Genomic DNA, 26,534 nt, shown 5'->3' with positions numbered 1-26,534 from the left:
TTCTTTTGCTACTCTCCTAGCTATTATTTCTTTTTTATCCATTTTATTTATCCCCCTTTACTATCATATCTATAAATATCCCCGGTGTCATAACATCATTTGGGTCTATTTCTCCTGTTTCTACTATTTCTTCTGCTTCTGCTATTACTACGTCAGCTGCCATTGCCATAAGGGGATTGAAGTTTCTTGCTGCCTTGTCATAGTATATATTACCTTTTTTATCTATCTTTTCTCCTTTTATAAGTGCTACATCTGCTTTTAAGGGTAGTTCTAATATGTATTTTCTTCCTTCAACTGTTATTTTTTCTTTTCCTTCTTCTACTATTGTTCCTATGCCTGTTGGTGTTAAAAATCCGCCAAGTCCTGCTCCCATGCAGCGTATTCTTTCTGCCAATGTACCTTGAGGTACTAATTCTACTTCTAATTCTTTTTCATTATATTGTCTTCCGGTTTCAGGATTTGTTCCTATATGAGATGTTATAACTTTTTTTACCATCTTTTTTACTATGAGTTTCCCAATACCTACTTCTGGAAATGCTGTATCATTACATATGATTGTTAAATCTTTTACTCCTTTTTCTATTAATGCATCTACTAAACTTTCTGGAGTTCCTACTCCTAAAAATCCTCCTATCATGACTGTCATTCCGTCTTTTATACAAGATACAGCTTCATCAATACTTCTTACCTTTTCCATATTCAAACCCCCATTTTCAAACTTTTGCGAATTTTATTTTATATTTATATTATACCAAATTTAGAATATTTTTGGCTTCTTCCACCGTAGCAATTTCTCTACCTAATTCTTTAGCTATTCTAACTACTCTTTTTACAAGCATTTCATTAGTTGCTAAAGTCCCCTTTTCATAATATAAACAATCTTCTAATCCCGTTCTCACATGCCCTCCTAAAAGAATAGCCATAGTAATCATTTGAATTTGAGATTTTCCTATACCGCTAACAGTCCATGTAGAGCCTTGTGGCAAACTTTCTACAAGAAACATGAGATTTTTAGGCGTTCCCGGTATAGAACCCGGTACATTCATAACTAGATTAAAATGTAAAGGTGGCTTTAATATCCCTTTTTTCATTAATCTAACCGCATTATGAATCATTGCTACATCAAAAACTTCTATCTCTGGCTTTATATTATTATCAAGCATTTTTTTAGCTAATGCTTCTATAAGTTCAGGTGAATTGGCATTTACACTAGTTGGAAAGTTAGATGAACCAGTAGAAAGACTTGCCATATGGACATTTAAGTCAAGCATTTGTCCTCTCCAATCAATTGTATTTCCTCCACCTCTAGCTCCAGTTGATACTTGTTTTATAATATCAACATTTTCTTCATCTAATTTATCTAAAACTTTTTTGAATATTTCTCTATCACTCGTCGGCTTAAGGTCTTTATCTCTTACATGTATATGAGCAATTGAAGCACCTAATTCTCTACATTTTTTTATATCTTCTACTATTTCATCTACAGTTAGAGGAGAATGAGGATTTAATTCTTTTGTAGGAACATTTCCCGTAGGTGCAATTGTAATTATCAGCTTTTCCATAAATTAACTCCTTTCACTTTTTTAAATTAAGGAATTTTTATTCTTTTTATAATACTTCTTCACAAGTTTTCTCTATTCCCTTTTCAAGTGCATTAAATAACTCATCTATTTCTTCTTTAGTAATATTTATTGGTGGTGCTATAAGAATATGGTCTCCACGTACCCCATCTACAGAACCTCCACCCGGATAAACAACTAATCCTTCTTCTAAAGAATTTACAGTTATCCTATTCTTAAGCCCTACTGCTGTATCAAAAGGTTCTTTTGTATCTTTATCTTTAACAAACTCAATACCTATCATCAAGCCTTTGCCTCTTATATCTCCAACAATAGGATATTTATAAAGTTCTTTAAGTTTATTCATCAAATATTCACCTTGCTCTGCTGCATTTTCTACATAACCTTCTCTTTCAATAATTTCCATTACTTTATAAGCTATACCGCATGAAAGAGGATTTCCTGCATAAGTATGCCCATGTATAAAATGTCCAGAACCTTCAACCATTATAGTATTAAATACTTTGTCATTTGCTATAGTTGCTCCTATTGGAGTATAACCACAGCTCATTCCTTTAGCACAAGCAATTATATCTGGAACTATATCGTAATGATTTACAGCAAATTTTTTGCCTGTCCTTCCAAAACCAGCCATAACTTCATCTACTATTAAAAGAATATCGTATTTATCGCATATTTCTCTTACCATTTTAAAATATATTTTTTCTGGATGTACCCCCGGAGCTGCCGAACCGACAACAGGTTCAGTTATGAAAGCTGCCACATTTTCAGGCCCTTGTCTTAAAATTTCTTCTTCAAGCGCTTTTGCCGCCATTATACTAGTTTCCTCTAAAGTTTCACATCCCCAAGGATTTCTATAATGATAAAATTGAGGTATTTTAGGAAAATTTATTAATATAGGGTCATAAGGTTTCCTTCTTCCTACAATACCAGTCATTGATAAAGCACCCATAGTATTTCCATGGAAAGAATTCCATTTAGATATTACCTTCCATTTAGAAGTATTTTTTCCATCTCTTTCAACAAAGTATTGTCTTGCCATTTTTAATGCTGTTTCTGTAGCTTCTGAACCACCAGATACAAAATATACATGATTTAAATCTCCAGGAGCCCAATTAGCAATTTTTTCTGCACATTTTTCTATAGAATCTACTGTCCACCTTGAAAGATGTGTAAATGCTATTCTTTCAATATGCTGTTTTGCAAACTCAGCTACTTCTTTATTACCATGACCAATATTAGCTACTGCAGACCCTGAACACCCATCTATATATTTTCTGCCATCTTTATCATATAGATATATCCCTTCCCCTCTTTCTATTTGTGGATAATGCCAATTTTGATTTCTGTAAAATACATGATTTTTTGGTGCTTTATTTTTGCTCATATCAATCCCCTCCATAGTAAACTTTATATAATTTTATTTATTTTTTTAAATATATTAAACAACAAAAAATCCAGTACACATAAAGGTAGTTTGAAAACCTTTATAAATGCACTGGATTTTATTTACTAAGTGGTAGTGTTTTTTACACCATCACTGTAAACAAAACAGTCTTGTATGAAATTTTCTTACACTATAATTATAATCAAAACTTTTTGTAAAATCAATAATTTTCTTATATTTTTGTAAGTTTTTACCTAGTTTAAAAGTTTATTCTTTATTTTTTAACTTTTTTCAGTAACTTTTGAATTTTAGAATAATGATAATCTATAAGATACAATCCAAAGTAGACAATAGAAAGTTTATTAGTAAGTTGAATATTTTTTGATATAAAAAGGGTATATATAATTAGCAATGGAAGCACTATAAATTCAATTATAATAAATAGTTTATTATTTATATGTCTCAAAGACCCACCCCTTTTATCTAACCACTTCCATATTCTTTATCTCATTTTTGTAAAATATATCCTCTAAAAACAATATTTAATTGTCAATTGTATCTATAATTATATCAAATTTTATTAATATTCTAAAGTTTTTTAAAACGACATATTTCTCCATAATATTACAAAATTTTTATCCCATTTTCTTATTTTCTAAATAGATAAACTAATTTGTAATTCTATTAATCTTCACTATCTAAATAATCTATCTTTTCATAAATACATAAATATAAAAAAATTAGATAATAATCATAAGAAAAATATGGATAAATTTGCCTGTATTGTATTAAAATATAATTAAAATCTATTCTAATATAAGACGATGTTATGCAGATGGGAGTGGAATTATGAAATCTCTTGGATTATGTATAGGAGCTTCTAACATTGGCTTTGTACTTTTAGAAGATTTAAATGGTCATATCAATATAATAGAAGCTAAATCTGTCCCTCATGGTGGCAACCCTAGAAATACTATAAAATTATTAATTAATAACGAATTATTAAATTCTATTGATAAATTTACAGTAACAGGCAAAAAATTAAGAACTATGTTAAACACTTCTTCAATTTCAGAACCAGAAGCCATAGAGTACGCTTATCAATTTGAATGTAAAAAAGACTCTAACCCCAATATTATAATTAGTGCTGGTGGAGAGAATTTTATAGTTTATAAACTCGATGATAAAGGAAAAATCATAGACGTATATACAGGCAACAAATGTGCTTCTGGAACAGGAGAATTTTTCCTTCAGCAATTAAAGAGAATGAATTTAAGTATCGAAGAAGCTATTGAAAAAGCAGATATAAACAATCCTTACAAAGTAGCAGGAAGATGTTCAGTATTTTGCAAAAGTGACTGTACTCATGCTCTAAATAAAGGAATTCCAAAAGAAAAAGTTGTTGCAGGTCTATGCAAAATGATGGCAACTAAAATATTAGAACTTTTAAAAAGTGCAAAACATAATAAAGTATTAATTGTTGGAGGTGTATCAAAAAATAAAGTAGTAATAGATTTTCTTAAAAAAGAAATTAAAAATATTGAAATTCCAAAATATGCAACGAGTTTCGAAGCTCTAGGTGCTGCATTATGGGGCTTAAAAAATAAAACAAAACCTATCAAAAACATAGATACTCTATTTAATAAGAAAAATAGTTCTTTTTCTTTCTTGCCACCTTTAATAAATTATAAAAATAAAGTATCTTTTAAAAATATAAAAAAAGAAAAAGCACATTCCGGTGATGTCTGTATTCTCGGTCTTGATGTAGGTTCTACTACTACTAAAGCAGTTCTTTTAAGAGAAAAGGATTTAGCAATACTCGCAAGCTGTTATCTGAGGACAAACGGAGACCCAATCGGAGCTTCAAGAAAATGTTATGATAAAATAGCTAAAGAAGTAGGCAATAATGTCATAATCAGAGGGCTTGGAGTAACTGGCTCTGGAAGACAAATAGCAGGACTGCATGCTCTGACAGAAAGTATTATAAATGAAATTACAGCACATGCTAGAGCAGCCGTACACTTTGACCCTGAAGTAGATACTATCTTTGAAATAGGCGGTCAAGATGCAAAATATACATATATTACAAATGGTGTACCATGTGATTATGCAATGAATGAAGCTTGTTCAGCAGGAACAGGTTCATTTTTAGAAGAAGCTGCTAAAGAATCCCTTGGAATAGATACATTAGAAATAGCCGATATAGCATTAAAAAGCTCTCTACCACCAAACTTCAGCGACCAATGTGCAGCTTTTATCAGCAGCGATATAAAAAATGCAATACAGGAAGGCATAGAAACAGAAGACATTGTGGCTGGACTCGTATACTCAATAGCAATGAATTATATAAACAGAGTAAAAGGAAACCGCAAAGTCGGCAACAAAGTATTTATGCAGGGGGGAGTCTGCTATAACAAAGCCGTTCCACTTGCAATGGCATCTCTTACAGGTAAAGATATTATCGTTCCACCTGAACCCGGACTTATGGGAGCTTTTGGTGTAGCACTAGTAGTTAAAGATAAATTAGATTTAGGTCTTATTAAGCCAAAAAACTTTAATTTAAAAGAACTAGCTAACCGTAATGTCATTTATAAAGAACCATTTATTTGTAATGGCGGAAAAGAAAAATGCGACCGCAAATGCAGCATAAATAGAATCGTAATAAACGATAAAATTTATCCCTTTGGTGGAGCTTGTAATAAATACTACAATCTTTTACAAAACAAAAAAGAATATGATACTAAAAATCTCAATCTCGTCAAATATAGAGAATACCTAGTTTTTGAAAAATACAGTAAATCTAGAGCCAAAAAACTTGTTAAATCTCAAGGAAAAACAGTTGGAATTAATAATTCACTACTTGTAAACACATTTTTTCCTCTATACTATAATTTTTTTACTGCTTTAGGCTATGATGTAATAACTCCTGATACTATCGATAATACAGGAATAGAAAAAAAAGGAGCATCTTTTTGCTATCCAATAGAAATCTCACATGGAGCTATAAGCAGCCTTTTAAAGAAAAATCCAGACATAATTTTCTTGCCTCATGTAAAATCTATACATATTGAAAATAACATTAAATACAGCTACGCATGCCCTTTCGTTCAAGGCGAACCATACTATCTTAAAACTGCCTTTAAAAAGCTAAATGAAAAAACTGTAATAAGCCCTGTATTGGAATTGTCTGGTGGATATAACAACGTAAAATCCATTTTTATAAATATCGGTAAAAAACTTGGATTTAATACTCAACTATCAGAAAAAGCCTTTGAAATAGCTGTAAATGAACAATTAAACTTTGAAAAAGAATGTCAAGAAATAGGTGAAAAATTTTTAAAAAAACTAGAACAATCAAATGAAATAGGTATCGTATTATTTGGCAGACCTTATAATGCCTTTGCAAAACTAGCCAATATGGGAATACCTCATAAATTTGCTTCTAGGGGATATAAAATTATTCCTCATGACTTTCTACCTTTTGGCAAAATAGCTCCTGTTGAAAACATGTATTGGGCAATGGGCCAAATGATATTAAAAGCAGCTAAGATAGTAAAAAATCATCCTAATCTATTTGGAGTATATATTACTAACTTTAGCTGTGGTCCCGATTCATTTGTAGTTGGATATTTTAGAAATATTATGGAAGATAAGCCTTCTTTAACATTAGAACTAGATAGTCATACTGCTGATGCCGGTATAGATACAAGGATTGAAGCATTTTTAGATGTAGTTAAAAGTTATATGGAAATAAATACAAAAAAATTAGTAGCAGCAAGTTCTACTTTTATTCCTGCAAAAACTATAATTGACAATAATAAATTAAAAATAACAGATTCTAATGGTATAAAATACGATTTAAAAGATAAAAGAGTACATGTTTTAATTCCTTCTATGGGCAATATAGGTTCTCAGCTTTTAGCTGCTTCCTTTAGATATATGGGGGTAAATGCTTCATCAGTTCCTGCTCCAAATGAAAAGGAATTAAAATTAGCACAAGGTCTTGTTTCATGTAAAGAATGTCTTCCTTTAATGCTTACTGTTGGAAGTCTTATAAATTACATTAAAACAAGAAAAAACGACAACGAACTATTAGTTTATTTTATGCCTGAAGCATCAGGTCCTTGTAGATTTGGTCAATATAATATACTAATGCAAAATATTGTTGAAAAAATGCAATTAAAAGATGTGGCTATTTTATCTCTCTCATCCGAAAACAGTTATGCAGGACTTGGAATAAAGTTTGTATTAAGAACATGGCAGTCAATTATCATAGCTGATATACTCGAAGAAATTTATAGTAGTATATTAGTTTTATCTAAAAATAAAGATGATGGTTTAAAAATATACAGAGAAGTATGCAGTGAAATAATTCAAAATATATCTACTCTATCCTGGAAAAAACTAAAAGAAAGTTTAAAAAAATCTGTTAAAAAACTTAATTCCATAAAAACAAAATGCTCAATAAACTCGGCTACAAAAGTTGCTTTGATAGGAGAAATATATGTTAGAAGAGATGATTTTTCAAGACAATTTTTAGTAGAAAGATTAGCTGAAAAAAATATCATAATTAAAACTGCTCCTGTATCCGAATGGATATATTACATCGACTATTTAATGCAAAATAAGCTTTTATTAGGCTCAACTTTCGACTTAAGATTAAAAAGCTATATTCAAGGTTTTTTCAAAAATTACTATGAAAAAACTATAAAAGAAATCTTTAGCTCTTGTAAATTTTATGAAAATCATACTATAAACATAGATAGGATAATCGAAAGTGTTTCTGATATCATTTCTCCAAATCTTACTGGAGAAGCCATATTAACAATAGGAACTGCTATACTCCAAGTTATTGAAGAAGTAGCTGGAGTCATATCAATAGGTCCTTTTGGATGTATGCCTAGTAGAATTTCTGAAGCTATCATTAAGGAAAAAATAAATGAAAAAAAATTAGATGTTTCAAGAAAAAAAGAATTGGTTTCAAAAGTAATGCAGTATTATCCTAATCTTCCATTTTTATCAATTGAAACTGATGGAAATCCATTTCCTCAAATTGTTGAATCTAAGCTTGAAACTTTCTGTCTTCAAGTTCAAAGAATTCAAAATAAAATACTTGAAATCACTAATTAATAATTTGTAAATTTTTAGTATCAAATATACACACAAGCTCATATCTTGATATTAAAGATTAATTATTAATTTTTTAAAGGAGGAACTTTTTAATGAATAAAAAAGATAAAAATAAAAAAGATTGCAAAGAAGAAAACTATACTCCAAATTATATGAATAGTACAGAAGATATGCAATACAATCAAGATATGGGCTTCTATCCATATATGAATATGCAGTATCCTATAATGGAAGAAGATATGGTAAGTCCATATAATACTATGGAACCCATGATGGGTATGTGTCCTTATATGATGGGTATGCACCCTTACATGATGGAAAATGGTATTCCTATGCAATATCCTATGATGGAAGAAAATATGATGCCTGCTCCATATGGTCCTAATATGAATTATCCTATGCCAATGGCCAAAAAAATGTATACTGACAAATATTTAAAATATATGGCCAATATGTATAAATACATGGCTAATATGTATGAAGCAGAATCATGCAGATTAAATGCAATAAAGTACATGAATCATATGGAAGAAGAATATTAATCAAATGTTAAAACAGCTTCCCTTTAAAGTTTTGGGAAGCTCATTTTTATTATTTAAAGGCTTTAAACAACCAGCACTTGCTAAATAAATTTTTTAAATCATTTCATACAGTATAAGATGTATCTTTTACTATTATCTTTTTCTAATGCTATCTATACCCATATTTGCCAACTCATCAGCTCGTATATTCATTTTAGTTATATATAAAAAATCTTCTTTTGTAAAAGAATTGCCATTCCATGATTTAAATTTATTAAACCATTTTTCTATTTGAGATTCATTATTTAAGTTAATATGCCCTTTTACTCTATAAAAATTTACAGTAGAATGTTTTTTGATTAAATTAATTAATTTTTTCCAAAGTTCTTGATTTTCAACAGGAGTTTTTTGTGAAGTCTTCCAGCCATTCTGCATCCACTTTACATACCACTTTTTTGTAAAACATTCTACTAGATAGGAACTATCTGAAAATATATTTATATGCAATCCTTCTCTTTTCAATGCTTCTAAAGCTTTAGCAACAGCCATAAGCTCCATTTTATTATTTGTCGTATTTTTTTCTCCACCAAATATTTCTTTTTTATGTTCACCATACTCTAGTATTGCTCCCCATCCTCCAAAATTTTCATCATTTTGATTTCCAGAACATGCTCCATCAGTATAAATATTTACAAACCTCATAAAAAAACCTCTCTCTTTTATTATTTATAAGCCAAAACATTTTTCATAGAAAAAATTATTTAAAACTTTTTTAAATTCTATATACTCCTTGATATTTAGGAGATAACAGCTCTGCTATTTTTTTCATAGAGTATTCAGTAGCAAAATCTGTCCAATAATCTTTATTTTCTTTAGTCTTTTTAGGAAGGTAAAACGGTTTTCCAAATGTAATTTTTACTTTTCCATAGTTGAATTTTTCCTTTCCCATATTTGCATCATTTATAGGTAAAAGTTTTTCAGTTCCTTCCAGAGCAACAGGAACTATTTCTACATTTGCCATTTTTGCTAATAAAATAAATCCCTTTTTTGCTTTTATTAGAGAACCCGTTCTACTTCTTGTTCCTTCAGGAAATATAAATATTGACCCTCCATTTTTTAAATGATTTACAGCACTTTTAATAGCTTTTTTATCAGCTGAATTTGGAGTAATCAATATTGTATTTACCGTTTCCAAAACTAGATTAGTAAGAGGATTTTTGCTTAATTTAACTCCTGCCATAAAAGCTATATTGTTATTCTTTAAAAATTTATTTAAAACTACCCCATCAATATTACTAAGATGATTTCCAATATAAATAGTAGGTATACTTTTTCTTTTCTCTACTATATCTAAATTAACCACTTCTATTTCTGCATATTTTTTTAGCGAATAATCTATTACTTTACTAGTCAGATTTTTTCTTATATTTTTCGGAATAATATTTGCTGTCTTAGCTAAAGCATTTAGCAATATACTCATTATTAAAGCTGGCTAACTAACCAGCCCCTCCTCTCTCATTAAAAGTTTTAATATTATTATAGCATAATAAAAAAAGTAGAATATAATGCTGACATAATTTATAAAATTGTTTGTAAAGCTTGTTTAAATTAACATTTAATATCTTTTATATTATAATACTATATAAAAGATATTAGAAGGGATGTAGTAAGTGAAAAAATTAGATAGAAGCTTTTATGAAGGGAATACTCTTGAAGTTGCTAAAAAGCTTTTAGGAAAAATTTTAGTTCATAGATATGAAAATAAAGAAGTTATGGGAAGAATAGTAGAAGTAGAAGCTTATATTGGAGCTATAGATAAGGCTTGTCATTGCTATAATAATCGCCGTACAGAAAGAACTAAAATCATGTTTGGACCACCCGGATATGCTTACGTGTATTTCATATATGGAATGTACAATTGTATGAATGTGGTAACTGGAAAAGAAGGAGAAGGTGCTGCTGTTTTAATTAGAGCATTAGAACCTTTAAAAGGATTAGATGAAATGGTAAAAAATCGCTATGGAAAAAATATTAATGAAATTGATAAAAGGAAACTTAAAAATTTAACGAATGGTCCCGGCAAACTCTGCCAAGCACTTAATATAACAAGAAAAAATTATGGAGATGATTTAACTAAAGATAGATTATTTATATTAGATGACGGGTATAAATCTTTTGACATAAAAAGTTCAAAGAGAATAAATATTGATTATGCAGAAGAAGCTAAAGATTTTGAATGGAGATTTTTTATAGATAAAAATCCATATATATCTAAGTAATTTTTCAAGTTTCATATTTACAAAACAAAGGAGATGATAAACTTGTATATTGCACTCATAGCACATGATAAAAAGAAAAAACAAATGGTTGATTTTGTATTAAAATATAAAGATATTCTCAAAAATCATGAACTTTGTGCTACGGGAACTACTGGAAAATTAGTTGCTGAAGCAACTGGATTAGAAGTAAAGAGATTTCTTTCAGGCCCTCTAGGTGGAGACCAGCAAATAGGTTCTGAAGTAGCATGTGATAATATAGATTTAGTAATATTTTTAAGAGACCCTCTTACTGCTCAGCCACATGAACCTGACGTTTTAGCACTTCTCAGAATTTGCGATGTTCACAGTGTCCCTCTTGCAACAAATATTACTTCTGCAGAATATCTTCTGACTGCTATGGACAGAAAAGAAAGCATAAATTGGCGTGAAATCAAATCTAAATATTAAATTATAAATTGACCACAGGTTCAAACCTGTGGTTTTTAATTTGTAATAAAAAGACAATAAAAAACATTTAAGTAAAAAAAATTTATTTTAAAAAAATAATACAATCATTTGAAAAAAATACAACAGATATTTATAAAAAAATAAACAAAAAATATTATTGAATGATTTATTATGATTTGAATTCTATAATAATAAATCTAAAATTCATAAATAAGAAAGGAGAATGAACTTGAACAATAATAAAAAATTTATACTGACAGCTATATCTCTAGTATTAATTTTATCAATTGTATTTATAGGTTGTGCTCCTCAACAGCGACCTACTCCTGAAAGATATGGTACAAGATATTATTATGGTGGTAATAGATATGATACTAGATATTCTGATTATTTTGGTAGAAATAGAATGTATGGCTACATGGATAGAAATTTAAACAGAAGAGATTTAACTTATGATAATATTCCAATTGGATTTGGAAGAGCTAATCAAAAAGCTTTAGAGGACAAAATAGAAATTAATGTAGAAAAATTGCCAAATGTAAAAAATTGTACAGTTATTAAAACAGGGGATACTTGTTATGTAGGTATAGACTCTATAGATAAAGCAAAAATAACTAATATGGCAGCTTTTAGAACAGAAATAGCAAATAAATGTAGAGCAGTAGACCCAAATATTAAAAGAGTATATATAACTGTAGATAAAGATAGAGTAAGTAAATTGAGAAACTATGCAAGAGATATAGATTTAGGTAAACCAGTAAGAGTATTATTAAATAACATTGAAGATTTATTTAGGTAGTGTAAAAAATTTATGTTTAAGTGAAAAATATAAACTCCTTTCTGGCAAAAATATAAAATAAACCCAGAAAGGAGCTTATACAATTTCTCAAAAATAATAATCAATATCACTTGAACTGTATTATCAAAATAGATGGCTTACATTCCATAGAACAATACTTTCTCTTTCTATCATTCTATTCTGTTTAATTTCTTTACCACATTAAAAACACAGTATATATTATATAGAAATTCTTCCTGTATTAATATCTTACATTTCAAAATTTATAATTTTTTATATCCTATACCCTGTTCTCTCAACCGTTTAATTTTTTCTTTTTGCTCCTCTGTTACTTATATCAAATCTTTAACAAATAGTAGTCTAGTAATTACTCAAACATCTCTTAACAGCATCAATACATGACATTTTTACTTCTTTTAGTTAATACTTCTTTAAATTTATTCTTTTTAAACCAATAATTTAATCTATTAAAAATCTATATATATTTTAAAATTTTTATTGACATAAATAAACAATATTGGTATAGTTTGAATTGAAAAAATGATAATGAATTTCATTATCTTTATATAATGAAATTCATTATATGATTATAATTAATAATCAACTGTGTGATAAAAGAATAATGAATCATCTAAATAGAAAAAAGGAGGTGGAGGAATATATTTTTTAAAAGTAAAAAATTTTAAAACTTGAATAAAATTTATATTAAAAAATATTATGAAAAGGTGGAGAATAATATGAAAAAACTAAAATTATACTTATTTTTAATTGTAATAATATCATCATTAGGATTAATAGGCTGTAGCAGTCAAGAAACAGTAACAAATGAAGCAAATACAGTACAAGTAGCAAATGAAGAAAAAAAAGAAATTAGATTTAAGGATATATTAGGTAGAGAAATTGTATTAGAGAAGCCAGCTGAAAGAGTGTTTCTTGGGTTTTACTTTGAAAGCTTTCTTGCTATAAATGGATCTTTTGATAAAGTAGCTGTTATGTCAAAAGGAGAGTGGAGAGACTTTTTTTATTCTCAATATGTAAAATATGAACAAGATATGCCAGAACTTAAGGATATAATAGATTCAGGTTCTATTTATTGTGGTAAATTTAGTATGGAAAAATTAATCAATGCAAATCCAGATGTAGCTATTTTAGCACCATTTCAATATGAAACATTAGGAGAAAATATTCAAAAACTTGAAGCTGCTGGAATTCCAGTAGTTGTTGTAGATTATAATGCACAAACTGTTGAAAAACACGTTGCCAGCACTGAAATCATAGGAAAAGTAATGGGAAAAGAAGAACGTGCAAAACAACTTGCAGATGAATATGTAGCAGCAGTAAAAGATGTTCAAAAACGTGTAGAAAAATATAAAAATTCCCCTAAACGTGTGTATATTGAATTAGCTAACAAAGGTGCTAAAGTATATGGAAATAGCTATGGAAACTATATGTGGGGAAATCTTGTAAAATTAGCAGGTGGAAAAAATATTGCTGCTGGAAAAATTAAGAGTTATGGTCCATTAAATCCTGAGTATATATTAGCAGTTGATCCAGAAGTAATTTTCTTTGCAGGTTTAACTTTTAGTGATCCAAGTAAAGATTTTATCCCAATGGGATTTAATGTTGATGATGAGGAAACTCAAGAAAAACTTAAAGAGTATCCTAATCGTCCTGGTTGGGAGAGATTAACTGCTATTAAAAATAAAGAAGTTTATTGTATGGATCATTCTGGACTAAGAAGTTTATATGATTATGTTTATTTACAATATATTGGAAAAGCTTTATATCCTGAAGCATTTGAAGATGTAGATCCAATAAAAAACCACAATGCTTTTTATGAAAAGTATATTCCTGGAATTGATGCGAATGGAAACTTTATGACAAAGTGGAGGGCAGATAATGAATAATTCAAGTGCTGTAATGCAAAAACGTAATCACAGCATTGACGGAAAAAGTGTTTATAGAAAAATCAATCAAAAACGTAAAATTATATTTTTTTCCATATTAGCAAGTATGTTAGTAGGGCTAATAATTGATGTAATGGTTGGTCCAGCATGGTTGAGCATAAGCGATGTTATAAATGCTATAAAACAAGGTCCTGATGCAAAAGGATTAAGTATTGCTATTGTATGGTCTGTAAGATTACCTATGACTATGACTTGTATTTGTGTTGGAGCATCATTAGGTATGGCTGGAACACAAATGCAAACGATTTTAGGAAACCCTCTTGCAAGTCCTTATACTCTTGGAATATCTGCTGCAGCAGGTTTCGGTGCAGCCTTAGCTTATCTTACAGGCTTTCCTGTTAAAAATGCATTATGGATTAGTGTTCCTTTATCGGCTTTTATTATGTCGTGTGCTGCTTGTTTGACTATGTATATATTAGGAAAAATCAAGGGAATAGACTCAAAGACCATGGTTCTATTTGGGATTGTTATTAACTTTTTCTTTCAAGCTTTGCAATCCTTAATTCAGTTTAGTGCTACACCAGAAGTAGCTCAAGAAATTGTTTTTTGGATGTTTGGTAGCTTGTTAAAATCTACTTGGACAGGTGTTGTTGTAAGTGGTGTGATTTTTATCACAGGTTCTTTAGTTTTATCTCGTTATGCTTGGAAGCTTACCTCTCTTTCAGCAGGTGAAGAGAGAGCAAGAAGTCTTGGAGTTAATACAGATAAATTGCGTCTACATGTATTTATCATTAGTGCAGTGCTTACAGCAGGAGCAGTTGCCTTTGTAGGAACAATTGGATTTATTGGTTTGGTAGCTCCACATTTTGCTCGTTTACTAGTAGGTGAAGATCAGCGTTACTTATCTCCTTTATCAGCATTGTTTGGTGCACTTTTAATGCTTACAGCTTCAATTATAGCCAAAATAGTTGTGCCTGGAATCATAGTACCTATTGGAATTGTAACATCATTAGTAGGAGTACCATTCTTACTCTACTTAATTTTAAGGAGGTCTGAAGTAAGATGATAAAAATGAAAGTTTCAAATCTTGCTGTTAGTTATCAAAACAAACCAGTAATTAAGGATGTTTCTTATACCCTTAAGGGTGGTGAAATGACATCAGTTATAGGACCTAATGGTACAGGTAAAACTACTATGATTAAAGCAATTGCACATTTGATTAAATATAAAGGAAAAGTAACTTTAGAAGATTCAGATGGGCAACCGATTTCTAAAAATAAAATTGCTTATGTACCACAAATGTCTACAACAACTACCACGTTATCTGTATTTGAAATGGTTTTATTAGGAAGAGTAAAAGAACTTAATTGGAAGGTAGAAAAGCATCATCTTGATGCAGTAACACAAATGCTAGATAGGCTTGGATTATTATCTCTTAGTAATAGGCCATTTTGCAGACTAAGTGGAGGCCAACGTCAGTTAGTAACAATGGCTCAGGCATTAGTTTCAAAACCAAAAGTATTGCTACTAGATGAACCTACCAGTGCACTTGATCTTAGGCATCAACTTCAAGTCCTTGATGTAGCACAACAATATACAAAACAAGAAGGAATTATTACAATGGCAGTGCTTCATGATCTTGCTTTAGTAGCACGTTATAGTGATAATATTCTTCTGTTACATAATGGCTATATAGAAAAAGAAGGACTACAAAGCGATGTACTAAAGAAAGATTTATTACAAAAGGTTTATCAAGTGGAAGTAGACGTAAGTATTAGTAATAAAGGATATACTACAGTAACTCCAATAAGACCTTGCAAGATTAAACAACTAGAATATACTGCATAATTCTTTATATATAAAAATAACTCAAATATATTTTAATAAATTTGCATATCGATATCTGAGAGTATTTGATTTTTAAAAAACAAATTACTCTCAGATATTGGATTATAAAGGGAAAATCTTTGTAGTATTAGAATATGGAGTAAATATTATATTTAAAGAAAAGGAGAAAAAAATGAAAAACGGTGTAATTCTTGCTATTCTATCATCACTTGTTTTTAGTATTATGAATGCCTTTGTAAAAGCAGTCAGTTTATCAATTCCCTATTCGGAGGTTGTATTTTTTAGAAGTATTATAGGAACTATTCTTATTTATTTAATAATGAAATATGATAAAGTTGAATTTTTGAGAAAAGATATACCGTTGCTTATATTAAGAGGTGTTTTGGGTTCTCTTTATCTACTTGCTTATTTTTATACTATTTCTAAAATACCTCTAGCAGATGCAAGTATATTGGTACATTTATCACCTTTCTTTGTAATTATTTTTTCAGTTATTTTCCTTAAGGAGAAAATATCCAAAAAAACAATTTATTTGCTTCCAATTGTTATTTTGGGTGCTATATTAGTTATTCAACCATTTAATTATTCCACTTACTCTATATATGCATTGTTCGGTATTGTTAGTGCTATATTTTCAGCAGGTGCATCAATAACTATACGTTATTTGAGTAAAAAACACCATGCCTATGAGATTATTTTTTATTTTCTTGCAACAGCTACATTAGTATCTGTTCCCCTTATGTGGAATGATTTTACTATACCAACAGCTCGTGAACTTTTTTATCTTGTATGCATTGGAAGTGTTTCTTTATTGGGACAAGTATTTTTAACTAAAGCTTTTACTCACGAGAAGGCTGCTGTTGTAGCTATAACTCGTTATATAGGCATTGTTTTTAATGGAATGTGGGGATTTTTATTTTGGACAGAAGTGCCAGATATGCTAACTGTTTTAGGAGGAATACTTATTGTCACTGCTTGTATAGTTCAATCATGGAAAAAACAAAAAATAACAAGCTAAATATGAAAGTACAATAAGAGTGAAAACTCTCTTTTTTTATGATTATGAAATATTATGTCTTTAATTTTTAAGTTTGATACCTAAAAATTAACCATTTTTTCTATTTTGTTATGATAATATGGTAATAGTTCACAATATAAAATATAATAAAGTAGAGGTAAAAAATATTAAAACTTAAAAATCTGTCAAGATTGAAATACACTCCCACATCAAATCTTGACAGATTTTTTACTGCCACTTTTTTCATCTTAATCCTGAATTTTTATTAAAATTACTTGCCAATTCATATAACTTTCCATGTTTAACTTTTCCAAAAGATAATGTAAGCGTTAAACCTATTCCTTCATTTATATCTGCCTTATAAACATCATAAGCACTTTGAAAATCCTCAATTCTATATCTATCTTCAATGTACTCTTTTAAGTTGTCTACCATTATATCACCAATATATTGAGCCTGTTCAAATAATATCTCACTAATTTCATCATCTAAATCAAATGAAAAATTCTCCAATTGTTCTTTTAATATCATTTCAATATAATCACCATTTAAATTTATATCATATCCTAAAACTTCCTCACTAAACATATCGCTTATATCCCTTACTTCCTCTACACTTTCAAAACTCTCTATCATATTTTTTATATCTTCACTACTTATATTAACTTCTACTGCATTTTGCGACAACAATCTCAAATTTTTCATTTAAAATTCCTCCTAAATATTTATTTGCAGTAAATATAAATACTATATTTTCTAATCTCATTATTATAATAATCATTATATTTCTTATTTATTCTCATTAAAAACAAAAAAACAGCTCTAAATAAGAGCTGCTCATTAACTATACTCCAAGTACTTTTATATAGTTTACATACGGGTCTTCTGTTCCCTGAAGAAGACTCTCTTTTTTTTTCATTTCATTGACATATTCAATCATTTCCTTTGTTATACGTTCTCCTAAAGCAACTACAGGTATTCCCGGTGGATATGCCATAATAGATTCTCCACTTACTTCCCCTGCTGCATCTTCAAATTTTACTATTTTTTTTCTACTATAATATGCATCTCTTGGAGATACTATAACCTCCGGATTTTTAAGAATACTCTTTTTTAAAGTTATTTTTTTATCTCTTTTATATTTTACCGATATACTTTTTAAAGCTTCTATCAACGCCCCAAGCGACTCTTTAGTATCTCCTAAACTTACTATTGCAAGAATGTTATACATATCGCCAAGTTCTACTTGAATATTATACTCATCCCTTAATATATCATAAACTTCAAAACCAGTAAGTCCTAAATTTCTAACATTTACTCCCAGCTTTGTCTCATCAAAGTCATACACACCTATAGTACCTACAAGTTCCTTTCCAAAGGCATATAATCCTTCTATTTTATTTATCTCACATCTTGCCCATCTCACAAGATTTAAAACATTATCTAGCATTTCTTTACCTTTAGTTGCAAGCTGCTTCCTAGCTATATCTATACTTCCCATTAAAAGATATGAAGCACTTGTCGTTTGAGTAAGGTTTAAAGTTGTTTTAACCTTTTTTGCATCAACAAATCCTTCTCTTAGCAATAATAAAGAACTCTGTGTAAGAGAACCTCCTGTTTTGTGTGTACTTACTGCACACATGTCAGCTCCAACATCCATAGCTTCCATTGGCAATTCATTATGAAATTTCATATGAGCTCCATGGGCCTCATCTACTAAAACAGCCATTTCATATTTATGTGCCATTTCTACTATAGCTTTCAAGTCGGAAACAGCTCCATAGTAAGTTGGATTTATAATAAAAATAGCCTTTGCATCATGATGTTTCTCAATAGCCTCTTTTACTGATTTTAAACTCACACCCATAGCTATTCCTAATTCTTCATTTATTTCTGGCTGAATATATACAGGAACAGCACCACTTAATATAAGGGCAGTAATTGCTGATTTATGTGCATTACGTGGAAGAATAATTTTATCTCCCGGATTACATATGCTCATAATCATTGCTTGCACTCCAGAAGTTGTACCATTTACTAAAAAAAATGCATTATCTGCTCCATAGGCTTTAGCAGCTAAATCTTCAGCTTCCTTTATTACTCCTATTGGATTACAAATATTATCTAGACATTTCATAGCATTTACGTCTAATTCTAACATTGTCCTTCCAAAGTAATCTACCATTTCTGGTATACCTATCCCATGCTTGTGTCCCGGTACATCAAATGGAACCACATTTTTTCTATGATATTCTCTCATAGCTTCAAAGAGTGGAGCTCTATTTTGGTCTAGTATTTTCAATCCTACCACATCCTTCCATGCCTAACCATCAATTCGATTTAAACACTTATAATTATTCATTAGATATATTTTAATTATATTTTAAATAAAAATTCAATACTTATTTTTTTACAATTATACAAAAATTAAAGCTTCAGTAAAACACTATTTACTGAAGCTTTTTAATTTATTAAGCTAACTTGATTATTTCAAGAACAAGTCTTGAAGTATTTACAAGGTCTTCTATTCGCAGATGTTCTTCTAATGTATGAGGCTTTCTTTCTCCAATACCTAAATTAACAGCCTTGATTCCATTTACATTAAGTATGTTCGTATCGCTTCCACCACCTGTAGAATTTGTATAAGCTTTAAGTCCAATATTTTTACAAGCCTTTTTAACAAGCTCAACTATTTCATCATTTTCATCTATTCTAAATGCTCCATATGCCCTAGAAGTTTCTATTTCTACCTGTGCTCCAAATTCCTCTGCTGCATTTTTAAAACATTCTATCATATGAGTAGTCTGTTTGTCTAACTTTTCAACACTTAAACTTCTAGCTTCTGCTTTAATTTCTACTTCTGGAGTAACTATATTAGTTACTTTACCACCATTTATAACTCCTATATTTGCAGTAGTCTCTTCATCTATTCTTAAAAGCTTCATTCTACTTATAGCCGCAGCTGCTACTTGTATAGCACTTATACCTTCTTCTGGACAAACTCCTGCATGAGCTGGTTTCCCTTTTATTTTTACATCAATTTTATCCTGAGCTGGTCCCCTTATAATTATTTCTCCCGGTTCTCCACCACTATCTAATACATATGCCCTTTTAGATTTTATCTTTGAATAGTCTAAATTTTTAGAACCGTTAAGACCGCCTTCTTCAGCTATAGTAAATACTATTTCAATGTCACTATGAGAAATATTCTGTTCCTTAATCACTTTAAGAGCCTCTATAACTGCAGCTATCCCAGCTTTATTATCTCCACCTAAAATAGTAGTTCCATCACTATAAATTACTCCATCTTTGATTACAGGTTTAATACCTTCTCCAGGAGTAACTGTATCCATATGGCAGCAAAACATAATAGGCTCTCCATTCTTATCTCCCTTTAATGTAGCAATGATGTTATTCGTATCAGAACCTATCTTTTCACCTGCATTATCAAAAATAACTTCTAATCCAAGTTTTTCAAGCTCCTCTGAAATAAACTTAGCAAAATTTCCTTCACTTCTAGTTAAACTATCAATTTGTACGTACTTCATAAACTCATTTACTAATCTTTCTTTGTTAACCATTGTTAATAACCCTCCACAGCAACATATATTCTCAAAGAAAACCTTTTCAATTTTATTTTACTATTAATATAAACCATATTATATGAATTTTTTGTTATATTTATAATTTTCTTTTTTAGTTATAAAGCAAAACATTCAAGAAAAAACCCCTTTAAGAAGGGGTTTTTAAAAACTATCTTTATTAACATCTTGTTGTATATCTTCTTGTACTGGAATATTGCCTATCTGAATACTATCAGCTATATCTTCTGGCTTTATTTCTGGGAATGAAACTTCTCCATTAAAATCATATAATTTAAATCTACCATCAAAATGACTATTCATTGTTATTTTAACATTTTTTAATTGTTCTTTTTCTTTTCCTTCTTCCATAGTTTGCATTAGCATTTTAAGAAGATTATCCATAGGCATATAAACATCTTGTACTAAGTCTACCATTTCATAATTTTTTGTTTCTTTATTGATATAAAACTTATAGCTTACCTCAACTTCCATTTGTTCAGTTATCTGCTTAACTATTTGTTTAAGCATATCTATTGACATTTGACCCTGCTCTGATGAGTTTTTATCTTGATTTTGTTTTTGCAATTCTATCATAGAATCTAAAATCTTATCAATCATCTCTTTATACAATTTTCTATACGTTTCTTTATCTAAATCTATTTTTATTACATAATAATCTTTACCATCTATTTTTACATCTTCCCCAAAAACTGCATAATCTTTATAAGCTTCTAATTGCTGTTTATTAAAACTGCTCATGTTATAAGGTTCATTACTGCCATATAAAGATTTTATCTGTTTCATTAATCCACCAATATCTTGCTTTGTCCATTTTTCTGTATCATTTGTTTTACTATACATATATGAGCCATCTATAAAAATCTCCATATTTTGATTGCCTAATTCTTCATTATCATATTCAATGCTTTCTTTTACATAAGACTTATCAGGATTTTGCACCTGTGATTCTATATTAACTACCATATTCATACCCTGTTTTAAAAGGTTTTGCAATTCTAAATCTTCTTTATATACTTCCTCTGGAAGCCCTTCCACTTTTACACTCATTTTCATATTCATATTGCCTTTTTGCTTGTACGTTTTATACTTCATAATCTTTTCATTTACCATTACAAGCATATCTGCAGCACTCATTCCATCACGCATATATTTCTTTTCAAATACATTTTTAGCTTGCTGTATCATCTTATCTGCTAATTCTTCAGTAACTAACATCTTTGGATGTAAAAAACTTTCTGATTCCTTTACTATTCCACTTTCAAGTGCATAAGCTATATAATTTTGAGCCCATGGAGTAATTTTATTTTTATCAATAAATTTTAGCTGATTATCAAGTGTATCTTTAGTTACACTATTTACTTTTCCCTTTTCTCCAAATGCTTTCACAAGTATAACGATAGCTTGTTCTTTTGTTAAAACATCTTCAGGATTAAATTTTTTATTAGAACCAGATATTATTCCTGCCTTAAAAGCCGTCTCAATATAATTTATATAATCTGGATTAGTAACATCTTCAAATGACGACTGTAGCACTTCTTCTAATTCTAAGTTTCTAGCTTTTACTACTTTTTTAACAAACTCTGCTTTAGTAATATTTGCATCTTTTTCTGCAAATACTATAAGTGGCATAATTGCTACAAGTAATCCTATTAATAAAACTGACACCTTTTTCATCTTCTCTTCCTCCTTTTAATTACCTGCATAAAATAAATTTATATTTATTAAATCATAATATAGTAACTTTACTTACTATATTAATTTCCATATCATTTTATCACAATATTGTATATTTTTCCATAATATTATAGTTATTTCTTTAACATCTAGCTAAATAATACACTTTTTTATATCTTTTACTGCTTTTCTAAAAATTACATCGTATTTATATACTTACTTTTTCTAATACTATTAATGCAAAACAAAATACTAATATATAAGGAGTTGATAATTTTGGCAACATATAATAAAAAAGTAGTTCCTGAAGCTAAAGCAGCTTTAAATCAAATGAAATATGAAATTGCAAATGAATTAGGTCTTTCTAATTATCAAACAATAGACAAAGGGAATTTAACAGCTAGACAAAATGGTTATGTTGGTGGATATATGACTAAACGTCTAGTTGAAATGGCTGAAAAACAATTAAGTGGTAAATAAAAACTATATAAAACAAAACTTCCTTAGTAAATATAAGGAAGTTTTGTTTTATATAGTATATATTAATTCCTAATGCGGAGGAAAATGCTATGAATATAATTTATCATGATGTAGGCGGTACTCATTCTGCTGTAATTGCTACTTATATACATTTAAATAAACTTCCAAAAGATAAAGTTCCAACTATACAAGAAATTTTAAATGTCCCCATGTTTGACAAATTAAAATCCAAACAAATAGGAAGATTAATACTTCATGGTATAGATGAATTTGGCAACAGAGTTTATACATTAAGTAGACTTTATCATGGACATCCCGTTACAAATGCCATACGTTCTATTCCTACTATGGCTGGAATAGATGAAAATGAAATTTTGTTAGTAGATACTTCTCCAACTGTAAATTTATTGATGAAAATAGGTGGAGGAAGCTCACGAAGATTTGGAATGATTTTCTTTGGAAGACCTTTAGTAGCTTATGGAACTATGAAAACTTATAAAAATATTTTAAATTTAGTTAACAAAGTAAAAATTAAAATAGCACCTAATTAAGGTGCTTATTTTACATAGTTGATTAATGTCTTTATTACCCTTTCAACTTTTTCCCTATCTAGTGGCTTTCCATCTTCTGCATTGAGTAGACAATCTAAAGCATGTTCTTCAACCATAAGCATTCCTATCTTATGAATAGAAGATTTGATAGCAGCTATTTGTATTAATATATCTTCACAACTTTTTCCTTCTTCAATCATCTTCTCTATCCCTGCAATATGACCTTTAACTGTTCTCAATCTATTTATTATATTCTTCTTTGAAACTTCATTAGGCAATGCACTCTCTCCTTTCTCACTACTTATATTAATCGATATTATATCATAAATACATAAATGCGTCTTCGATACTCTTTCAATTACAAGTTACATGTTCCATATTCCAAAATTTTTAATAAAAATAGTTTGTAATTTATTATATTGCTCAAATTTAATTAAATTTAGCTTTGTAATTTTTTACAAAAATATCTGAAATTATAAGCAATAAAAAAGAGAGGCCAATCCCCCTCTTTAATTTTTATATTCTATTTATTAAATAAATAAATTTACATTTGCTTCATCTGCTTCACCTAAATAAGATGCAACTCCTGCAAATTCAATACCATCAATAAGTTCTTCTTCTTTTAAACCCATTACATCCATAGACATAGTACAAGCTACTATTTTCACACCCATCATTTGAGCCATCTCTATAAGCTCTGGAAGACTATTTACATTTTTCTTTTTCATAATGCTTTTCATCATTTTAGCACCCATACCGCCAAAATTCATTTTAGACAGTCCCAGCTTATCTGCCCCTCTAGGCATCATCCAGCCAAACATTTTTTCCATAAAATCTTTCTTAACTTTAACCTTTTTTGCCTTTCTTAAAGCATTTAATCCCCAAAATGTAAAGAACATAGTTACTTCATCGCCCATAGCAGCTGCACCATTGGCAATTATAAAACTTGCCATAACTTTATCTAAATCGCCACTAAAGACAACCATAGTCTTTTTTGCCATAATTTCACCTCTATTATTTTACTTTTATCTTGGCAGTAATTTCAGTATCACTTTCATTAAGCTCTAAAAGTTCATTTCCAGTTTTTTTACACCAAGCTGTTATATCCTTTGTAAATCCTCTGTCAGTAACTTTTACATTGATTATATCTCCTGAATTTGCCTCTTTAGCTGCCTTAAATACTTGCATGATAGGTCCTGGACATTGTAATCCTTTACAATTTAAATTAATTTCTGCCATATTTATCTCCTCCCACAAATTTAATTAAAAATTAAAAGTTATAAATTAAGAATTAAAAATATTTAACCTCAAAAAATTTATACTAATCACTATTAATTCTTAATTGACTTACTCTTTTTCATATGGATAAGCAGTCATACCGCCTTCAAGAATTTTTACATTTTTAAAGCCCATTTCTTTAAGCTGTAAATATGATAAATAAGCATTTTTACCTACTTTACACACTAATACAGTTTCTTTTTCCTTATCCAATTCATCAGCTTTCATATATAATTCTTCTGAGAAAATATTGATTGAACCCGGTATAGAAGAAATCATATGAGATGCTTCATCTCTTACGTCTAATACTACTACCTCATTTAATCTTTCTTTAAGTTCTGTTGGTGAAATAGTCTCTACTTTATTTTTTATTTTATTTAAAAGAACATTAGCTGCTACTATTGTAGTTGACATTGCCATTGAAAATGGTGGTGCATATGCCAAATCAAGTTTTTCCAAATCTTCTACCTTAGCACCTAAAGTTATAGCAGTTGCAATTATATCTATTGGCTTATCAACTACGCCTTCACCTATAATTTGAGCTCCTAAAACTTTATGAGTATCCTTATCTGCTATAAGTTTAGTTATTATCATTCTATATCCAGGATAATAATGAGCTTTATCATTTCCCGGAACTATAACACTTACTACATTATAGCCTTCTTTCTTAGCAGCTTTTTCTGAAAGTCCTGTTTTAGCAGCATTTAAACCAAACAATTTAACTATCGTAGTACCTAGTACTCCCTTTAATGAATCTTTTTTGTTATCATTTATATTTATACCAACAACTCTACCCATTTTGTTAGCTGTAGAACCCATTGGATACCAAGCTGGTTTTCCAGTAATAAGATTTGTAGTTTCTGCACAGTCACCTACAGCATAAACATCTTTTATATTTGTTTCCATATACTCGTTTACTTTTATAGCTCCTGTAGTACCTATTTCTACGCCAAGTTTTTTAGCTATATCTACATTTGGTCTAACACCTACTGACATAATAACTAAATCTGCTTCTAATTCTCTCTTATCTGTAATAACTTTTTCTACTTCTGTTTTTCCTTTTATAGCAATAGCTTTTTCTGAAGTATATATGTTTATTCCCTTTTCTTGCATGTAATTTTGAGCATATAAAGCTATTTCTTCATCAAATCCTGGCAATATATGAGGTGCAAGCTCTACTAACGATACATTTATACCTCTTTCAAATAAATTTTCTGCAGTTTCAAGTCCTATAAATCCTCCACCAATAACTACTGCATTTTTTACCTTACCACTTTCAACTAATTCTCTAATCTGTAAAGCATCTTCTACTTTTCTAAGTGTAAAAACACCGCTTAAATCTCTTCCTTCTATTGGAGGTACAAATGGTGAAGCCCCAGTTGCAATAACTAAACTATCATATTCAAAATCTTTAATTTCTCCAGTTTCTAAAACTTTTACCTTAACTATCTTGTTTTCTCCATCTATATCTACTGCTTCATGTTTTGTAAAAATATCTACACCTGTAATTAGTTTAAAATCCTCTGGAGTTTTAACTACAAGTTCTCTTTTTTCTTCAATAACACCACCTACATAGTAAGGCAATCCACAACCTGCATATGAAATATATTCATCCTTTGTCACTACAGTTACATCAATATCTGGATTTTCTCTCTTAAGTTTTGCAGCAGTTTTAGTTCCCGCTGCAACAGCACCAATAACTAATACTTTTTTAATTGCCATCTTATTTCCCCCTATTATTTAATTTCTTTAACAACTCATTTACATCTACTTTATAAACAGTACAAGCATAACCTATGCTTTTAAATAAAGCTCCACCTCAGCCAAAACACCTTATTCCAAACTCTTTAAATATTTTTTCTGCATCTCTATCATTCATCAAAACATCATATATAATATCTCTTTCTGTATACATAATCCACCTCTGTATTCTCCACCCCCCTCGGGGTAGGGTTCTAATTATATGATAACGTTTCGTTATTAACTTGTCAAGTTAAAATTTAAACTTACATTCCATATGCTGTTTTTCA

General features: G+C 29.4%; 24 protein-coding genes. 11 read left to right on the top strand and 13 right to left on the bottom strand.

Features of this window, described 5'->3' with window-relative positions; all coding sequences use genetic code 11:
* Window positions 1–43: 43 nt before the first annotated feature.
* From atoD to BUA90_RS10130, 3 genes are read right to left on the bottom strand one after another with little or no spacing between them, the layout of a single operon-like run.
* A complete protein-coding gene (gene atoD / locus BUA90_RS10140) occupies window positions 44–697 on the bottom strand; it encodes an acetate CoA-transferase subunit alpha (protein ID WP_072968239.1) in 654 nt (217 codons plus the stop codon).
* 49 nt (window positions 698–746) lie between these two features.
* Window positions 747–1,562: a beta-keto acid cleavage family enzyme gene (locus BUA90_RS10135; RefSeq protein ID WP_072968237.1), complete on the bottom strand. Its 816-nt coding sequence runs from the start codon at window positions 1,560–1,562 to the stop codon at window positions 747–749.
* 46 nt (window positions 1,563–1,608) lie between these two features.
* The gene (locus BUA90_RS10130) at window positions 1,609–2,967 is read right to left on the bottom strand and encodes an aspartate aminotransferase family protein (protein WP_072968235.1); all 1,359 of its coding nucleotides are present in this window, start codon (window positions 2,965–2,967) and stop codon (window positions 1,609–1,611) included.
* A gap of 849 nt (window positions 2,968–3,816) precedes the next feature.
* Here BUA90_RS10130 and BUA90_RS10120 point away from each other — a divergent pair.
* Window positions 3,817–8,097: an acyl-CoA dehydratase activase gene (locus tag BUA90_RS10120; RefSeq protein ID WP_072968231.1), complete on the top strand. Its 4,281-nt coding sequence runs from the start codon at window positions 3,817–3,819 to the stop codon at window positions 8,095–8,097.
* A 92-nt stretch (window positions 8,098–8,189) separates the two neighbouring features.
* On the top strand, window positions 8,190–8,639 hold the full coding sequence (locus tag BUA90_RS10115) for a hypothetical protein (RefSeq protein ID WP_072968229.1): 450 nt from the start codon (window positions 8,190–8,192) through the stop codon (window positions 8,637–8,639).
* Between the two features lie 132 nt (window positions 8,640–8,771).
* On the opposite strand, the gene BUA90_RS10110 is transcribed toward BUA90_RS10115, so the two are convergent.
* Both BUA90_RS10110 and BUA90_RS10105 read right to left on the bottom strand, forming a co-directional pair.
* Window positions 8,772–9,320 (bottom strand): RNase H family protein, encoded by a 549-nt coding sequence (locus BUA90_RS10110; protein ID WP_072968227.1) that lies wholly within the window; start codon window positions 9,318–9,320, stop codon window positions 8,772–8,774.
* Between the two features lie 70 nt (window positions 9,321–9,390).
* Window positions 9,391–10,098: a lysophospholipid acyltransferase family protein gene (locus BUA90_RS10105; protein ID WP_072968217.1), complete on the bottom strand. Its 708-nt coding sequence runs from the start codon at window positions 10,096–10,098 to the stop codon at window positions 9,391–9,393.
* A 190-nt stretch (window positions 10,099–10,288) separates the two neighbouring features.
* Here BUA90_RS10105 and BUA90_RS10100 point away from each other — a divergent pair, with 190 nt between their 5' ends.
* The 7 genes from BUA90_RS10100 (at window position 10,289) to BUA90_RS10070 (ending at window position 16,916) form a co-directional block, all read left to right on the top strand.
* Window positions 10,289–10,897: a DNA-3-methyladenine glycosylase gene (locus BUA90_RS10100; RefSeq protein WP_072968215.1), complete on the top strand. Its 609-nt coding sequence runs from the start codon at window positions 10,289–10,291 to the stop codon at window positions 10,895–10,897.
* 42 nt (window positions 10,898–10,939) lie between these two features.
* Window positions 10,940–11,344 carry a methylglyoxal synthase gene (gene mgsA / locus BUA90_RS10095; RefSeq protein WP_072968212.1) on the top strand — a complete coding sequence of 135 codons (405 nt, stop codon included), beginning with the start codon at window positions 10,940–10,942 and terminating at the stop codon, window positions 11,342–11,344.
* Between the two features lie 229 nt (window positions 11,345–11,573).
* Window positions 11,574–12,143, top strand: coding sequence for a YhcN/YlaJ family sporulation lipoprotein (locus BUA90_RS10090; RefSeq protein WP_072968210.1), 570 nt, complete (start codon window positions 11,574–11,576; stop codon window positions 12,141–12,143).
* A gap of 737 nt (window positions 12,144–12,880) precedes the next feature.
* Complete coding sequence (locus BUA90_RS10085) at window positions 12,881–14,050, top strand: ABC transporter substrate-binding protein (protein WP_072968208.1); 1,170 nt, start codon at window positions 12,881–12,883, stop codon at window positions 14,048–14,050.
* Window positions 14,043–15,116 carry a FecCD family ABC transporter permease gene (locus BUA90_RS10080; RefSeq protein ID WP_242945081.1) on the top strand — a complete coding sequence of 358 codons (1,074 nt, stop codon included), beginning with the start codon at window positions 14,043–14,045 and terminating at the stop codon, window positions 15,114–15,116. The genes BUA90_RS10085 and BUA90_RS10080 overlap by 8 nt, the downstream gene beginning before the upstream one ends.
* Complete coding sequence (locus tag BUA90_RS10075; RefSeq protein WP_072968206.1) at window positions 15,113–15,898, top strand: ABC transporter ATP-binding protein; 786 nt, start codon at window positions 15,113–15,115, stop codon at window positions 15,896–15,898. Before BUA90_RS10080 ends, BUA90_RS10075 begins: the two co-directional genes overlap by 4 nt.
* A 172-nt stretch (window positions 15,899–16,070) precedes the next feature.
* Window positions 16,071–16,916 (top strand): DMT family transporter, encoded by an 846-nt coding sequence (locus tag BUA90_RS10070; RefSeq protein ID WP_072968204.1) that lies wholly within the window; start codon window positions 16,071–16,073, stop codon window positions 16,914–16,916.
* A gap of 243 nt (window positions 16,917–17,159) precedes the next feature.
* Here the strand turns inward: BUA90_RS10070 and BUA90_RS10065 are convergent, their stop codons facing one another.
* The 4 genes from BUA90_RS10065 to BUA90_RS10050 form a co-directional block, all read right to left on the bottom strand.
* On the bottom strand, window positions 17,160–17,621 hold the full coding sequence (locus BUA90_RS10065; protein WP_072968202.1) for a hypothetical protein: 462 nt from the start codon (window positions 17,619–17,621) through the stop codon (window positions 17,160–17,162).
* Window positions 17,622–17,760: 139 nt separating this feature from the next.
* The gene (locus tag BUA90_RS10060) at window positions 17,761–19,218 is read right to left on the bottom strand and encodes an aminotransferase class I/II-fold pyridoxal phosphate-dependent enzyme (protein WP_278302606.1); all 1,458 of its coding nucleotides are present in this window, start codon (window positions 19,216–19,218) and stop codon (window positions 17,761–17,763) included.
* 169 nt (window positions 19,219–19,387) lie between these two features.
* A complete protein-coding gene (locus tag BUA90_RS10055; RefSeq protein WP_072968200.1) occupies window positions 19,388–20,497 on the bottom strand; it encodes a M20/M25/M40 family metallo-hydrolase in 1,110 nt (369 codons plus the stop codon).
* Window positions 20,498–20,662: 165 nt separating this feature from the next.
* Window positions 20,663–22,195 (bottom strand): S-layer homology domain-containing protein, encoded by a 1,533-nt coding sequence (locus BUA90_RS10050; RefSeq protein WP_072968198.1) that lies wholly within the window; start codon window positions 22,193–22,195, stop codon window positions 20,663–20,665.
* Between the two features lie 237 nt (window positions 22,196–22,432).
* Here BUA90_RS10050 and BUA90_RS10045 point away from each other — a divergent pair, with 237 nt between their 5' ends.
* Window positions 22,433–22,675 carry an alpha/beta-type small acid-soluble spore protein gene (locus BUA90_RS10045; RefSeq protein ID WP_072968196.1) on the top strand — a complete coding sequence of 81 codons (243 nt, stop codon included), beginning with the start codon at window positions 22,433–22,435 and terminating at the stop codon, window positions 22,673–22,675.
* Between the two features lie 89 nt (window positions 22,676–22,764).
* Window positions 22,765–23,226, top strand: coding sequence for a DUF3189 family protein (locus tag BUA90_RS10040; RefSeq protein WP_072968194.1), 462 nt, complete (start codon window positions 22,765–22,767; stop codon window positions 23,224–23,226).
* Window positions 23,227–23,231: 5 nt separating this feature from the next.
* Here the strand turns inward: BUA90_RS10040 and BUA90_RS10035 are convergent, their stop codons facing one another.
* The 4 genes from BUA90_RS10035 to BUA90_RS10020 all read right to left on the bottom strand — a co-directional run bounded on the left by BUA90_RS10035 (window position 23,232) and on the right by BUA90_RS10020 (window position 26,226).
* Window positions 23,232–23,504, bottom strand: coding sequence for a metal-sensitive transcriptional regulator (locus BUA90_RS10035; protein WP_072968192.1), 273 nt, complete (start codon window positions 23,502–23,504; stop codon window positions 23,232–23,234).
* Between the two features lie 252 nt (window positions 23,505–23,756).
* Window positions 23,757–24,227 carry a DsrE/DsrF/DrsH-like family protein gene (locus BUA90_RS10030; RefSeq protein ID WP_072968191.1) on the bottom strand — a complete coding sequence of 157 codons (471 nt, stop codon included), beginning with the start codon at window positions 24,225–24,227 and terminating at the stop codon, window positions 23,757–23,759.
* 13 nt (window positions 24,228–24,240) lie between these two features.
* Window positions 24,241–24,465 (bottom strand): sulfurtransferase TusA family protein, encoded by a 225-nt coding sequence (locus tag BUA90_RS10025; protein WP_072968189.1) that lies wholly within the window; start codon window positions 24,463–24,465, stop codon window positions 24,241–24,243.
* Between the two features lie 108 nt (window positions 24,466–24,573).
* Window positions 24,574–26,226: an FAD-dependent oxidoreductase gene (locus tag BUA90_RS10020; protein WP_072968187.1), complete on the bottom strand. Its 1,653-nt coding sequence runs from the start codon at window positions 26,224–26,226 to the stop codon at window positions 24,574–24,576.
* Window positions 26,227–26,534 lie beyond the last annotated feature (308 nt).

This window comes from Caminicella sporogenes DSM 14501, from assembly GCF_900142285.1.
GTDB classification, from domain to species: Bacteria; Bacillota; Clostridia; order Peptostreptococcales; family Caminicellaceae; genus Caminicella; species Caminicella sporogenes.
This window is presented reverse-complemented; position numbering and strand designations above follow the sequence as displayed.